The organism is Sporosarcina sp. Y1011, assembly GCF_057669885.1.
Genome location: NZ_JBYHFP010000001.1, coordinates 175794 through 189739, shown reverse-complemented (window position 1 = coordinate 189739; position 13946 = coordinate 175794). Strand labels below are relative to the sequence as shown.

Sequence of the window (13946 nt, the reverse complement as noted above, 5' to 3'; positions counted from 1 at the left end):
CAAAATGTAGAAATGAGGAATCGAAATGGACATGAAAAACAACATGATGTGCGACTTAGAAACAGGCATATGCGGGCCTGGTGGTGATACCGTAATGGAATTCATCGACCTCTCTGCACCTACAAAAAAAGTCGATCTGTATTATGTAACGGATCCAATTTGTTCCCATTGCTGGGCATTGGAACCCGTACTCCGCAAATTTGAATCGCAATACGGTCAATACTTCAATATGCATACATTGATGGGTGGATTATTGGAAAACTGGGATGGCTTTTCGGATACTGCAAATGGCATCAATGGACCTGTGGACGTTGCCGATCACTGGAGAGAGGTTGGTGAACATTCCCGCATGCCGATTGACGGAACTCTCTGGCATGATAATCCAATCAAATCATCCTTCATTCCTTCCCGCGTTTTTAAAGTGATACATCAGCAAAGCCCGGATCTTGCAAACGCATTTTTACGACGTGCGCGGGAGGCTCTTTTCGCTTTCAATAGAAACATTGCAGAAGACGACATGTTAATAGAGCTTGTCGATAGTGTCGGACTTAACGGGGAAGAAATCATCAGACAATCGAAACTGCCAGAAGCGGAAACTTCTTTGCATGAAGATTTTCAGCTTGTGCGGCAACTAGGCGTTCGCGGCTTCCCTACAATCGTTATATTGAATGAAGAGAAAAAAGGTGTCAAAATTGTAGGAGCACGTGCGCTTGAACAGTACATTGCAGCACTACAACAAATCCTCCCGGGGGATACTATACAACCGAAACAACTACCCAACTTATTGACCTTAATCCAAAAAGAGAAACTGTTATTCTCACGTGAAATCGAAGAGTTTTTTGCAATTGAGGAAAAAGTTTTTGAAACTTTCGTAAGTGATCAATTGGTCAATACCGAGTTTGAAACAAAGGAAGTACTTGGTGAAAAGTATATTACAATCATCGGATAGCACTACTGGCTGATCAATGCAACGAGACATCGATAGTATTTGAAATCATGAATAATGACAAAAACAAGACCTAGTGGATCGACACTCGGTCTTGTTTTTGTATCCCCTCTTTCACTATCCAACTCCAAATTCCGGTTAAGTTATTCATACGTATCAATCATTTCTAGTTTGTCTCAAAAAACATATCCGCGGGCTTATTTTTCATCATTAATTTGGCAATACTTTAGGATAATCATACAACGGCGGAAGGGAATGCTTTCATGTTTGCTTTGAATGGGGATACTATGCTTTATTACTTTCCTTTCTTATTAATTTTAATTACGTTTGAATTGTCTTTGTCTGTTTATAAATCCACTGGTTTAGAATGGACAACTAGGATTGCAGGCGGAAATTTTATTGTCAATGTACTTTGGACTGCGCTCCTTTTGTCCATTATATTAAATCCGAACTTGTTCAATCCTGAATTTGTACCGTATATGGTAGAACTCTACGACAGCACTACAGAGAAAATCACTTTCATAATCGACATAAGTAAGACTTCAATCTTATTAGCGATCATCGTGACAAATTCAATTGATATTTACAACGGATTCAATAATATCGGAGTTAAAGAAGAAACATAAAAGATTTAATTTCATTCAACATATACGTAGTTTCTGTTTGTTCAATTCAGCTCCATATTTGCACCTCTTACTTTCCCAGTTTTAGCTACAATCAGACTCATTGTTAGACCGGCAAAGAACACTGTCGCAATTGACAATACTATGTGAATTGAAGGTATCAGCAGACTTCCTATTGTAACAATCAGTATATCAACGCTAAATATCATAATGCCTGGATTAATCATCAATTTCCTTGCGATCATTTGTGCCAGTAAATCAGTTCCTCCAATACTAATGTCGAGACGAAGCATCATGCCTATTCCCGTACCGATAATGATTCCACCACAAATGGCACTTACTAGTGGAATAGTTACCAATTCCCTTCCAATCATATGTAATGGATACAACAGATCTATAAGTAGGGATGAAAGTAACATGCCATGGATTCCGTGATAAAAAAACGGACGATAGTACTTCCAAGCCAATATGAAGATTGGAATGCTTACGATAAGAAACGTAAGACCCACTTTAACATCCATTGCATAATGAAAAATTAAACTAATCCCAAGTCCACCGCCATCCAACAACTCGAATGGAACAAGAAACATATTCACTCCAACAGCGACCAACAAACTGCCAAGAAATATCGTCAACGCTTTTTCGAACATGTACGCAGGATCCCACCTATTTTATATACTTTATAGATGTATATGATTGTCTTGGACATTTCTTAACCCTATAACGACAATTCATAATAATTAAAGAAGGAACGGGAATTAATCCCTTTAAAATAGTGCAAAGTATGAATGAAATACCTTATTAAGATAAATCAGCGGTTGAGTTGCATCGCCTACGTTTCATCACATCAAAGAGGAGGCTTTCATTTGTCGGAAAATCCATCTAATAACAAATCAACTGAAGAACATGAAGACACATTGACGAATAGACAGGGGCACCCTGTTACAAACAACCAGAATATAAGGACTGTCGGCAATCGAGGTCCTGCCGTTTTGGAAAACTACGATTTTCTGGAGAAGATTAGTCACTTCGACAGAGAACGAATTCCTGAACGCGTCGTTCACGCTCGTGGAGCGGGCGCACACGGCTATTTTGAAGCATATGGAACAGCTGGCAAGGAACCGGTCTCCAAGTATACACGCGCAAAACTTTTTCAAGAAAAAGGGAAACAAACACCTGTATTTGTTCGCTTTTCTTCCGTTATACATGGTGGGCACTCGCCTGAGACACTTCGTGACCCACGTGGTTTCGCCGTAAAGTTTTATACAGAAGACGGTAACTGGGATCTTGTCGGGAACAATTTAAAAATTTTCTTTATCCGAGATGCTATTAAGTTTCCCGATATGATTCATGCTTTTAAACCCGATCCAATTACGAATATTCAAGACAGTGAACGATTTTTCGACTTTTGTGCGAGCTCACCTGAATCGTTCCATATGGTGACATTCGTTTATTCACCTTGGGGCATTCCTGCCAACTACCGCATGATGCAAGGCTCCGGTGTCAATACGTATAAATGGGTGAATAAGGACGGGGTCGCTGTACTTATTAAGTATCACTGGGAACCGAAACAAGGTATTAAAAACTTGACTCAAAAAGAAGCAAGTGAAATCCAAGGAACTAATTTCAATCACGCGACACAGGATTTATATGACGCTATCAAAAACGGCGAATATCCCGAATGGGAGCTGCTAGTCCAAGTTATGAGCGACGATGAACACCCAGAACTTGATTTCGATCCGCTTGACGATACAAAGTTATGGCCTGAGGATCAGTTTCCTTGGCTACCTGTCGGCAAAATGGTCCTAAACAAAAATCCTGAAGATTACTTCACGGAAGTGGAACAAGTTGCATTCGGTACAGGTGTCCTTGTAGATGGCCTCGATTTCTCTGATGATAAAATGCTCCAAGGGCGTACATTCTCCTACTCTGATACGCAGCGACACCGCGTCGGTGCAAACTATTTGCAACTTCCGATCAATGCACCAAAAAAGCGGGTTGCGACGAATCAGAGCGGTGGGCAGATGCAGCTTAAAGTTGACCGAGTCCCTGGTCAGAACCCGCATATTAACTATGAGCCTTCAATTTTAGGCGGATTGAAAGAAGCTACACAGGATGGAACAGAACACTCACCTTACATTCAAGGTAATCTCGTTAGGGAGTCGATTGATCGACAAAGCAATACAAAACAAGCTGGGGATACGTATCGCATGTTTGAAGACTGGGAACGAGATGATTTAATATCAAACCTGGTGTCAGACCTTTCCAATTGCGACCAGCGCATTCAAGACAAAATGATTGCTCTTGCAGAAGAAGCTGACGAAGAATACGGGCGTCGTTTACGTGACGGATTGGCCCACTCGACAAGAGAAGGTTCGAGTCAAAAACCTCTCGGTAATAGAGACGGTGATAAGGCACCTGATGAAGCGGTGCGAAAGGGTCATAAAGCCGATCCTTATTAAAAAACAGCTCACTCGAATGGGTAATTCCATTTAAGTGAGCTGTTTTATTTTAGGTAATACTTTTGGTTGAAAGAAAGAGTACCATTACTATCACTTTTTTGTGAAATTCTCTTCCAATATAAAATAAGGGTTGTTCTTTCCACTCTTTATTTCACAGCAAAAATTATTTTTGTTACACTGAATTTATAGAATTTTTCGTCGGAGGTGTTTTAGGTGAAGAAATTCAGCGAAATAGTTAAATCAATCCTAACTAATCCTTATATAATCATTTTGACATTCCTATTCATCAAAATAATCGGCTTCCGACTGGTCGTTTTTCATAATAAATCCGTCTTTCATATTGCACTCATTGAATTCCCACTATGGGCATTCTTCCTGTCTCTCCTTATTCTCTTAGCAAGAAAACGAGTATGGATGGGAATCCTTCTATTTAATATTACATTATCCGTCTTATTCATAGCGATTATCTACTACACGCGTTACTTTTCAACGATTCCATCCTATTATGATTTACGGCAGATTTACCAGTCAAATTCTGTGGGAGGAACTATCGGACTTCTTAGCAAGCCATATGATTTTCTATTTTTCCTAGATATTGTGCTGATACTTCCCATCACTTATTACTTTACTAACAAAAAAATTAAACCCTCATTCAAAGTCGGCAGGCGTTTAACCATACTATTCGGTAGCATCAGTCTCATTACAACGTTATTGGCATTCCGGCAACCACTCATCGATGTTTCATATTTTGCAAAAGAGAATGGCTATTTGCAATCACAAGCCGTCCAAGTTTTCACACGTGGCTTCGGAATTGCACTTGCTTCTGATGTTAATTTATCTGAAATTGACATTGAAAAGCTAAAAGGAAATGATTATGTCCCAGCGGATAAGCATGCCTCGTATGGAATTGCAAAAGATCGACATGTTTTCGTCATACAAGTTGAATCGCTGCAAGGCTTTGTAATCGATAAGAAAGTGAACGGGCAAGAAATTACACCGAATCTAAATGCCTTATTGAAGGATAGTGTGTATTTTGATAATGTCTATCAGCAAATCGGTGCTGGCAACACATCCGACACTGAATGGCTTATGCATACGTCCATCTATCCCGAAGGCATGGACCCGACCGTCAATGTCATAACTGGTGATCCCGTTCCCTCCCTCCTACACACTTTAGGGGAAAAGGGTTATGGCACGGCCACGTATCATGCAGATACCATCACCTATTGGAGTCGTGATAAACTATACCCTGCACTCGGTTTTGATTATGTCTATACAGATGAAGAAATTCCGGAAAAACTAGAAGTAGGCTTCGGACCGGCAGATGAAGTGCTGTTTGATTTCGTTATAAAACAACTGCCTTCGCAATTAATAAAGAACAAAAAAATGTATTCTAACATCATAACAATGACGAGCCACACTCCATTTGAAATGCCTGAAACTCTTCAGTATCTCACACTGCCAGGCAGTTATGACGACACGTATGTTGGCAATTATTTTCAATCCATCCGATATACAGATGAACAAATCGGGAATTTTGTTGATACACTGAAAGAGGATGGTCTGTATGATGAGTCGCTGATACTTATTTACGGGGATCATTCAGGAATTCACGGGGCTCCTGTCACAGATAAAGACGAGTCAATACTTTTGGATTTGCTCGGTCATCCCTATAACTTGTCTGACCGTTTTGTCATCCCGGTCATTTTTACTGGAGGTGGACTTTTCAGCGGTGAAACGATTAACCACTTGGGCGGGCAAGTTGACTTGATGCCGACCTTATTGAATTTGCTCGGTATCCAACATCATGAGCAGATGATGGGTCACAATTTGTTTCACTACGAAAATAATTTACTTGGTATGCGTTATTACTTGCCTGGCAGTTCTTTCATAAACAATGACTCATTATACGTTGCACCAAGTGCTAGATTACCCGCAACGCTCTATAACTTGGATACAATGAAAGAGAAACCACGTAACAATAAAACTCAGCAATCTATCGATAACACGCTACAAATCATGCAACAATCAGATCAAATCTTAAACTCCTATACTACTCGAAATAAAAAAGCCGAACACAATAAGTCTGGTAGTAAGTGATTTAATCCAAGCGAGGAACTAAAAAAACTTAACAATGATTAAAAGACACGTTCCAATATATGGAGCGTGTCTTTCGTTTTCACTATTAAATCCATCTACCAACAATCGGATAATCGTACGATTCCCCATTTAGCGCCTTAATAATTCCAATGATTGGAACGATAAGCCACATTAAAAGAAACCCAAGAATTAATGGAATACCAATAATTACGACTATCAGTAGTGCAGATACGAAAATCAATGCTCCCATCACTAATTGAAAAAGGATTGCTTGTATTGCCACTCTTTTAACTTCTAGATCATCAATAATAAGATAAATAACGAATGGAACCAAAAATGGAGCGAAAAAAGCACTCGCATGAACCAATACTTTTAAACCTGTCTTTTCCAAATACAAAAACCTCCCCCATTTATTCCATTAGCTTATAATACGGTTGAAAGAAGGGGAAGTTTCATTTATCTCAAGATTCACTATCACTCCTTTGTTCATGCTGCAAATTTAACCAATGCGGTTTATAACCTGCATCTTTTACAATTCATTGAAAGTGCAGAAACGTATCACCAGCAAAATACTCTTGCGATAAAGGTTTTCCATGTCCCGCCAAATTATCCATTCGGCCACATTTTGTATATTCCTTTAGAATATCACCTATTAAATCATTGTATGGAGGATTCAACTTATCTTCGATCATACTCGTTAACGACTCTTTTTCTACTATTTTAAAACTTTCATTATTTCACTGCTCCCTGTTGTATAGTCCAGTTTCATCCGTTCCAATTCTATCTTCATCTTTTCTGTTTCCATGATATAGTTTTGCTGTTTCAGTTTTTCCAACTCAATTTCATCGCGCATAAACTCCCCTTTTATTTTAACAATACGACGCTGGTAATCAGTAACAATAGCAATAATCGGTACACACATTACAAGCCCAACAATTATGACTCCTTCTAGCATATAAATCCCCCTTTACCATATTGTTAGTTCCATTGTACATTATCTGAATTGTCAGTCAAAAGAAAGTTAATTACTTTATTCAACTTAAATAAGGGTACTATAAAAATTTCGGGGCATACTTTTATAATACATTGCAAGAAAGGCGGGCAAAATGTTGAAATATACACTTGAAGAAGCAGTGATAAAATATGCAATTCCAATGGATTCGGATCCGGAATTTGCCACACTAATCGATGCAATTGGAGATGCTTCGATTGTACTATTGGGTGAATCGAGTCACGGTACTTCTGAATTCTATAAAATACGTGCGGAAATTTCTAAGAAGTTGATTGAGCAAAAAGGATTTACAGCCATTGCTGTGGAAGGTGATTGGCCTTCTGCACAAATAGTCAACCAATATATAAAGGGTTACAGCGAAAGTGATGCAACTCCACAAGAAATTGTCAAAGCATTTAAAAGATGGCCAACTTGGATGTGGGCTAATGAAGATATAGCTGATTTTGTTGAATGGTTAAAAACGCATAATAACAATAAAATCCCGGAAAGAAAAGCGGGTTTTTACGGCATTGATATATATAGCCTATGGGAATCAATGGAAGAAATTATTAGTTATCTAACAGATACTAATCCTGACGGAGCGGACCTTAAGCTTGCGAAGAAAGCTTTTTCCTGTTTTGAACCTTTTAACGGTATGCCGGATCATTATGCAATTTCCACAGCACATTTTTCACAAGTCTGTACTAATGAAGTTAGCGAATTACTATCGTCAATTCGTTCGAATATAAAAAACTACGATGAAACCAATGAAGCCGATTTGAATTTAAAAGTGAACACAATTATAGTTGATAAAGCTGAGGAATATTACCGCACCATGATTAAAGACAATACACGCTCCTGGAATATCCGCGACGAACATATGGTGAATGTAATTAATGAAGTGAAAAATTATTACGGAACAAATTCCAAAGTAATCGTTTGGGAACATAATACACATATCGGAGACGCACGTGCCACAACAATGCAAGACGATGGAATGCTGAATGTCGGTCAATTGCTCCGCGAACAGTATAAAGATGACGAAGTCTACGCGGTGGGGTTCGGTACACACCAGGGCACTGTCATTGCAGCCGAGGAGTGGGGTGTCCCATATAGAGTCATAAATGTACCTCCTGCACGAAAACATTCTTGGGAAGCTTTGCTACATCAAACAGGAGCATTCGATAAGTTATTTATCTTTAACGAAGAAAACAAGGAACACTTCATCAGCTGGATTGGTCATCGAGCAATTGGAGTCGTTTACAACCCTGAGAATGAGGCATACGGAAATTATGTACCTTCCCAAATGGGAAATCGATATGATGCATTTATATTTATAGATCAAACCAAGGCGCTCACCCCGATAGTTGAAGCATAGAAAAAGAACAAGCCAGTTTGAATACTCAATTTGGCTTGTTCTTTTGGCTTCTTACTTTAGATATGCAAAGCGTCAATTACAACGGCATTTCTATCAACGTTTCATGGTGATTAAGTCGCTCTCGCGTTTTCCTCCAATAACAACGAGTAAGATGGTTGCGAGGATTTCGACTATTGTCTTCATTTTCATTTCCCTCCTTGCCCCCTATCTTGTTCTATATAATTATAAGGAGCTGAAATCAGTCTACCCAACTGTTTCATTTTGCATTCATTTTCAATATTCTTTGATTATTTAAATACTAATACGAAAAAAAGCCGACCGCCTAATGGCAATCAGCATGTACTATTATTGTTTTAATGATTATTGTGAAAAGGTTGCCGGCATGACTACTGCAACGACTTCTCCTGTTGCAACAAGTAACTCGCCCGCTAAAACATCAACTGATACCTTAAATTTCTTTGGATGGATTTCTTCTACTGTACCTACCGCTTTTAACAATGTTCCTTGTTTAGTGGGTTTTAAGTAATTCACGTTCAATGAGGCTGTGACGAATCGAGGTGGCTCTATTTCGCTCCCCGGTTCATAACCGTTTTTTCTGTGCAAGGCAAGCGCAGCTGATCCTGTCCCATGGCAGTCGACAAGTGAAGCAATAAGTCCTCCATAGACAAACCCCGGAATGGCAATATGTTTTGGTGACGGTTCGTAAAAAGTTACCGTCTCCTCCCCTAGCCAACCTGTGCGGAAGTGGTAACCGTCTTCATTTAACCTACCGCATCCAAAACACCAAGCGAAATCATCTGGATAGTTATCTTGTATTGCATATACTACTTCTTTTTTCGTTTCCATTATTCCAACCTCCCCCAGTCCATATTAATTATAACATTCTGATAAGTAATTAATCATTCAAAATATCATTTAAAAACTTTTCTCGATGATCAAGGAAGTATTTTGTAATCTGATAGTGCTCTGTCATTTCATATTCCGTTTCTTTTATCACTCCATCATCAAAACTCAAAATGGCTGCGTCAGGATAGCCTAAAATGATTGGTGAGTGTGTGGCGATGATAAACTGACATTCCTCTTCTTGGACAAGATCATGCATGATACGCAGAAATGCCAACTGCCTTTGCGGCGATAATGCAGCTTCGGGCTCATCCAACAGATAAATGGCTTTTCCATTGAAGCGATTTAAAAATAATGACAGGAAGGATTCCCCATGCGACTGTTCATGTAGAGACTTACCGCCATACGCTCCAAGCGCGCCTGGCCCTAAACTGTCAATATGTGAAGCGAAATGATAAAAAGATTCGGCCCGTAAAAAGAAACCTTTTGTCACTTTCGGCATCCATGACAAGCGTAAATAATCACTTATCGCACTTTCAGATGCCTCTACATCGTAGCTATTATTCCTTCCGCCACCCGCAGAATTAAATCCACACAAATCTGCAATTCCTTCAAGTAATGTTGATTTACCCGACCCATTTTCCCCAACAAAATACGTAACACTTTTCTTTAAATCTAGTTTTGACATTGATTGAATGGAAGGTATTGAAAAAGGATACTCATCTAGTGAATTTCCTTCATCATGCATTAGCGTAATTCTTTTCAAAAACATTTGCCCACACTCCCTTCTATTAACCTTTTAGTATGAATAAGCATAATAGTATTGGTCACAGCACTATTCAAAACACAATCGTCTGCGTATACTACATAAACGAGTTACAGGAGGAATTGAAGATGATAATTAGAGGACTTATACTGCTTGCCATTATGTTGGGTGGAACTTACGCAATGGTCCAGTCCTTCCATGATTACGATGACAAGGAGTTTATAGTACTTCTCGACGCTATTCAAAACCCTTTCACTTCACTTATATTAACAAAAGCTTCCCCCTTCGGCTACAATATCGAATATACCAAGGATGAAGATAAAATTGAAAGTTTGCTTGATTTTCTCCAAGACTATAAAATCCGGAAATTGAAGCCGGAAGATATTAGACTTGAGGACAATATCGAAGAGTACAGCATTATGTTACAAGATGAAGACGGTAACGAAATTACAATTATCCTAAATGAAAATTTAATCATCCAAAACTCTTTACTGTATTACGAAGTCGTTGACGGACCACTAGATGTTGACTGGTTAGTTCAGTTATTTATAAAATAGGTAATTTGCAAGGACAAGAAACCTGAAATTTTCTTGTCCTTTTTTTGTTGACTTGCTTATCGTTTTTAATACAATTGTATATTACTCGTTGAATGTTTCAGCTATCGTATATACTTGTTAATAGGCATTAAAAAAGGAGTGTATTTCCGTGATGGAATTTAAAAGTATCGATGATCAAGTCATTCAGAAATATCAGCAGGATGAACAGCTGATGATCAGGTTATTTGTGCAATGGTGTTCAAATAACGACTTAAATCCACATGTACTGTATGGCAAAGCTTATCCAGAGCAACAAGAAAACGAAACGATGAAAAAAATAATAGAAGAAGCAAAATTTGAAGAAGAAATAGACATTGATAATGAAACAATGCTCGATGTATTGCAGCTTTTCGGCAATGATGAACTTGCTTTTATCGTAACCGATGAAATTCAACGGCTTTCAAAGTAACGCTTTCATCTTTCTGAAAGTTAGGAAAAGATAGACTCACTCTTTTATTATTATCAATTCTCCTATATACTAATATTTAGTTCGGCATCCGTAATAAAAGGGAGTGATTCGATTGGTTAAAAGTATGCCGCTGCGTTCAGAAGTACCGAAAGAAGAAACGTGGAATTTAGAGGATCTTTTTAAAACTGAAGAAGCATATAACAATGCAATAATCGAGTTAGAAAAGAACGTTGAAGTATACGTTAAACAATTCAAAGGAAATATTAAGAACGCCGCTTCTGTAAATGAAGCGCTCAAAGGCTTTGCAGCAATTTACGAACAAATTGTTCCTGTCGGTACGTATACAAGTTTATCGTTCAGTACGGATCAGACAGATGATGAAGCACAAATGCGTTCAAGTAAATTCGGTTCTACTGCGGCAAAAATGAACAGTAAACTTTCCTTCATTGACAGCGAACTTTCCCTCTTACCTGTCGATGTATTAGAAAATGCAATGCAACAATCTGATGTGTTCAAAAATTATTTGGAGAAATTAATCCGTAAAAAGAAGTACCAATTGCATCCTGAGGTTGAGAAAACATTGGCTGCTTATTCATCGACATTCAACGCTCCTTACGGCTTGTATAATACAACGAAAATGGTCGACATGTCGTTTGACGATTTTGAAGTCGAAGGAGAAAAGTATCCATTAAGCTATGTATCGTTCGAAGGTGACTGGGAAGCAGAAGCAGACACGGACAAGCGCCGCGCTGCGTTTGACGCATTTTCTACAAAATTAAAAGACTATCAGCATACGACAGCAAAAACGTACGATATGCATCTGCAAACAGAAAAAACAACATCCGATTTACGCGGCTATGACACGATTTTCGACTACTTATTATTCAATCATGAAGTTGATAAATCCATGTATGACCGTCAAATTGACTTGATCACGAATGAACTTGCACCTCATATGCGTAAATATGCAAACCTTCTGCAAAAAGCCCACGGACTTGATAAAATGACATTTGCTGATTTGAAAGTTCCGCTTGATCCGACTTATGAGCCGAAAATAACAGTTCAGGAATCGAAGAAATATATAGATGACGCTCTTGCAATCATGGGCGAAGACTATGTTAACATGGTGGATCGTTCGTATAAAGAGCGATGGATAGATTTTGCTCAGAACAAAGGTAAATCGACGGGTGCTTTTTGTTCGAGCCCCTACGGTAACCACCCATATATTCTTATTTCATGGACCGGTAGCATGGAAGACGTATTTGTACTAGCCCATGAACTTGGTCATGCAGGCCATTTCTATAATGCGAACCGTGAGCAGAATGTATTCAATGCTCGTCCATCCATGTACTTCATCGAGGCCCCTTCAACGATGAATGAAATGCTTGTTGCGAATCATTTGTTAAAAAACTCGGATGATCCCAAATTCAAACGTTGGGTCATTTCATCCATTGTTTCACGCACATACTATCATAATTTCGTGACACACTTACTGGAAGCGGCATCCCAGCGGAAAGTGTATGAACGCATCGATGCAGGTGGTAGTGTCAATGCGGGTGTCTTAAATAACTTTAAACGCGGAGTCCTTGAAGAGTTCTGGGGGGACGCTGTAGAAATTAATGAAGGTGCCGAACTAACATGGATGCGCCAGCCCCACTATTACATGGGATTGTATCCATACACATATAGTGCTGGACTTACGATTTCCACACAAGTGTCTAAACGTATTTTGAAAGAAGGTCAACCCGCTGTCGATGAATGGCTGGATGTCCTCAAAGCGGGCGGTACAAAATCACCTGCTGAACTCTCAAAAATGGCTGGTGTGGATATTACAACAGAACAACCATTACGTGACACAATTGCGTACATCGGTGATTTGATTGATGAACTCATCGTTTTGACGCAAGAAATCGAAGCAAATGAAAATGCCAATGTCTCACAATAAATTCGAAAAAGCTGACGAAACCGTAATGGTCTCGCCAGCTTTTTGCTATCTATTTTGAAATTCTTACTTCATCCACTCGGGTTTACCAAAACCTTCAAAATCCGAATCTATCACTTTTTCAAATTCTGCTGACTCTACGATTTCAATAATATCTTTAGCAAATTGTTTATCGGTATTTTCCGTTTTTACTGCAACAACGTTTCTGTAAATATCAAGCATATCTTCCAGAACCAACGCATCCAATAAATTCATGCTTGCAGCAAGTGCAAAGTTTCCAGGAACAGCTGCTAAATCAGTGCCATCTAGGGAGCGTGGAAGCTGTCCCGCTTCGATAGGTTGAAATACCAAGTTCTTCTTGTTCAATGTGATATCCTTTTCGGATACTTTTAATACTTCTGCATCAGGATCGAATTCAATTAGACCCACGTCTTGTAACACTAATAGAGCACGAGCCCCATTGACAGGATCGTTTGGAATGGCAATTTTTGCGCCTTCCTCAATTTCTTCAATCGACTTGAATTTATTGGAAAATATCCCCATTGGAGCTGTTGGAACGATAATCAGTGGTGACAATTCCGCTTTAGTTTCTTTCACAACATTCTCTAAGTAAGTCGTGTTTTGGAACAAGTTTGCATCAATATCGCCACTTGCTAGTGAGTTGTTCGGCTGAATATAATCGCTGAACTCCACTAATTCCACTTTATATCCTTTTTCTTCAAGGCCAGGAATAATCGCCTTTTTCAACATATCGCTGTACGGTCCTGCAGTCGAACCAAGCTTCAATGATTTATCATCAGATGCTTCTTCTTTACCACCACAAGCGGCAAGCACTGTTCCAAGTATAAGGACTACTACAACAAATAGAAATTTTTTCATATTTTTTTCTC

The 13946-nt window shown here is 38.9% G+C and carries 15 protein-coding genes; 8 read left to right on the top strand and 7 right to left on the bottom strand.

Going from position 1 to position 13946, the window contains the following annotated elements; genetic code table 11:
• Positions 1–25: 25 nt before the first annotated feature.
• Positions 26–949 carry a DsbA family protein gene (locus AC25Y5_RS00990; protein WP_488138686.1) on the top strand — a complete coding sequence of 308 codons (924 nt, stop codon included), beginning with the start codon at positions 26–28 and terminating at the stop codon, positions 947–949.
• 260 nt (positions 950–1209) lie between these two features.
• The gene (locus tag AC25Y5_RS00985; RefSeq protein ID WP_488138685.1) at positions 1210–1572 is read left to right on the top strand and encodes a hypothetical protein; all 363 of its coding nucleotides are present in this window, start codon (positions 1210–1212) and stop codon (positions 1570–1572) included.
• Between the two features lie 41 nt (positions 1573–1613).
• On the opposite strand, the gene AC25Y5_RS00980 is transcribed toward AC25Y5_RS00985, so the two are convergent.
• A complete protein-coding gene (locus tag AC25Y5_RS00980) occupies positions 1614–2219 on the bottom strand; it encodes a YitT family protein (protein ID WP_488138684.1) in 606 nt (201 codons plus the stop codon).
• Positions 2220–2435: 216 nt separating this feature from the next.
• Here AC25Y5_RS00980 and AC25Y5_RS00975 point away from each other — a divergent pair, with 216 nt between their 5' ends.
• Together AC25Y5_RS00975 and AC25Y5_RS00970 are read left to right on the top strand one after the other, a co-directional pair.
• Positions 2436–4031: a catalase gene (locus AC25Y5_RS00975; RefSeq protein WP_488138683.1), complete on the top strand. Its 1596-nt coding sequence runs from the start codon at positions 2436–2438 to the stop codon at positions 4029–4031.
• A gap of 213 nt (positions 4032–4244) precedes the next feature.
• A complete protein-coding gene (locus tag AC25Y5_RS00970; RefSeq protein ID WP_488138682.1) occupies positions 4245–6131 on the top strand; it encodes an LTA synthase family protein in 1887 nt (628 codons plus the stop codon).
• A gap of 85 nt (positions 6132–6216) precedes the next feature.
• On the opposite strand, the gene AC25Y5_RS00965 is transcribed toward AC25Y5_RS00970, so the two are convergent.
• The 3 genes from AC25Y5_RS00965 to AC25Y5_RS00955 form a co-directional block, all read right to left on the bottom strand.
• A complete protein-coding gene (locus tag AC25Y5_RS00965) occupies positions 6217–6522 on the bottom strand; it encodes a magnetosome magnetite crystal formation protein family (RefSeq protein WP_482099886.1) in 306 nt (101 codons plus the stop codon).
• A 145-nt stretch (positions 6523–6667) separates the two neighbouring features.
• A complete protein-coding gene (locus AC25Y5_RS00960) occupies positions 6668–6823 on the bottom strand; it encodes a hypothetical protein (RefSeq protein WP_488138681.1) in 156 nt (51 codons plus the stop codon).
• Positions 6824–6846: 23 nt separating this feature from the next.
• The gene (locus AC25Y5_RS00955; RefSeq protein ID WP_488138680.1) at positions 6847–7086 is read right to left on the bottom strand and encodes a hypothetical protein; all 240 of its coding nucleotides are present in this window, start codon (positions 7084–7086) and stop codon (positions 6847–6849) included.
• Between the two features lie 151 nt (positions 7087–7237).
• Between AC25Y5_RS00955 and AC25Y5_RS00950 the strand changes: the two genes are divergently transcribed.
• Positions 7238–8500: an erythromycin esterase family protein gene (locus tag AC25Y5_RS00950; RefSeq protein WP_488138679.1), complete on the top strand. Its 1263-nt coding sequence runs from the start codon at positions 7238–7240 to the stop codon at positions 8498–8500.
• Between the two features lie 360 nt (positions 8501–8860).
• Here AC25Y5_RS00950 and AC25Y5_RS00945 read toward each other — a convergent pair whose 3' ends face one another.
• Entirely contained in the window at positions 8861–9346 is a 486-nt protein-coding gene (locus AC25Y5_RS00945; protein WP_488138678.1) for a PaaI family thioesterase, read from the bottom strand.
• 49 nt (positions 9347–9395) lie between these two features.
• A complete protein-coding gene (locus tag AC25Y5_RS00940) occupies positions 9396–10115 on the bottom strand; it encodes an AAA family ATPase (protein ID WP_488138677.1) in 720 nt (239 codons plus the stop codon).
• Positions 10116–10237: 122 nt separating this feature from the next.
• Here AC25Y5_RS00940 and AC25Y5_RS00935 point away from each other — a divergent pair, with 122 nt between their 5' ends.
• From AC25Y5_RS00935 to pepF, 3 genes are all read left to right on the top strand, one after another.
• Positions 10238–10666, top strand: a complete 429-nt coding sequence (locus AC25Y5_RS00935; protein ID WP_488138676.1) for a hypothetical protein — start codon at positions 10238–10240, stop codon at positions 10664–10666.
• Positions 10667–10817: 151 nt separating this feature from the next.
• Positions 10818–11114 carry a hypothetical protein gene (locus AC25Y5_RS00930; RefSeq protein WP_488138912.1) on the top strand — a complete coding sequence of 99 codons (297 nt, stop codon included), beginning with the start codon at positions 10818–10820 and terminating at the stop codon, positions 11112–11114.
• A gap of 124 nt (positions 11115–11238) precedes the next feature.
• Positions 11239–13059: an oligoendopeptidase F gene (pepF, locus tag AC25Y5_RS00925; RefSeq protein ID WP_488138911.1), complete on the top strand. Its 1821-nt coding sequence runs from the start codon at positions 11239–11241 to the stop codon at positions 13057–13059.
• A gap of 63 nt (positions 13060–13122) precedes the next feature.
• Here pepF and AC25Y5_RS00920 read toward each other — a convergent pair whose 3' ends face one another.
• The gene (locus AC25Y5_RS00920; protein WP_488138675.1) at positions 13123–13935 is read right to left on the bottom strand and encodes a MetQ/NlpA family ABC transporter substrate-binding protein; all 813 of its coding nucleotides are present in this window, start codon (positions 13933–13935) and stop codon (positions 13123–13125) included.
• Positions 13936–13946 lie beyond the last annotated feature (11 nt).

Coding starts and splice junctions, on each gene's coding strand:
- AC25Y5_RS00955 (WP_488138680.1), bottom strand. CDS start 7,086: ATGCTAGAAGGAGTCATAATTGTTGGGCTTGTAATGTGTGTACCGATT.
- AC25Y5_RS00935 (WP_488138676.1), top strand. CDS start 10,238: ATGATAATTAGAGGACTTATACTGCTTGCCATTATGTTGGGTGGAACT.
- AC25Y5_RS00960 (WP_488138681.1), bottom strand. CDS start 6,823: ATGATCGAAGATAAGTTGAATCCTCCATACAATGATTTAATAGGTGAT.
- AC25Y5_RS00945 (WP_488138678.1), bottom strand. CDS start 9,346: ATGGAAACGAAAAAAGAAGTAGTATATGCAATACAAGATAACTATCCA.
- AC25Y5_RS00985 (WP_488138685.1), top strand. CDS start 1,210: ATGTTTGCTTTGAATGGGGATACTATGCTTTATTACTTTCCTTTCTTA.
- AC25Y5_RS00930 (WP_488138912.1), top strand. CDS start 10,818: ATGGAATTTAAAAGTATCGATGATCAAGTCATTCAGAAATATCAGCAG.
- AC25Y5_RS00920 (WP_488138675.1), bottom strand. CDS start 13,935: ATGAAAAAATTTCTATTTGTTGTAGTAGTCCTTATACTTGGAACAGTG.
- AC25Y5_RS00990 (WP_488138686.1), top strand. CDS start 26: ATGGACATGAAAAACAACATGATGTGCGACTTAGAAACAGGCATATGC.
- AC25Y5_RS00940 (WP_488138677.1), bottom strand. CDS start 10,115: ATGTTTTTGAAAAGAATTACGCTAATGCATGATGAAGGAAATTCACTA.
- AC25Y5_RS00980 (WP_488138684.1), bottom strand. CDS start 2,219: ATGTTCGAAAAAGCGTTGACGATATTTCTTGGCAGTTTGTTGGTCGCT.
- AC25Y5_RS00950 (WP_488138679.1), top strand. CDS start 7,238: ATGTTGAAATATACACTTGAAGAAGCAGTGATAAAATATGCAATTCCA.
- pepF (WP_488138911.1), top strand. CDS start 11,239: ATGCCGCTGCGTTCAGAAGTACCGAAAGAAGAAACGTGGAATTTAGAG.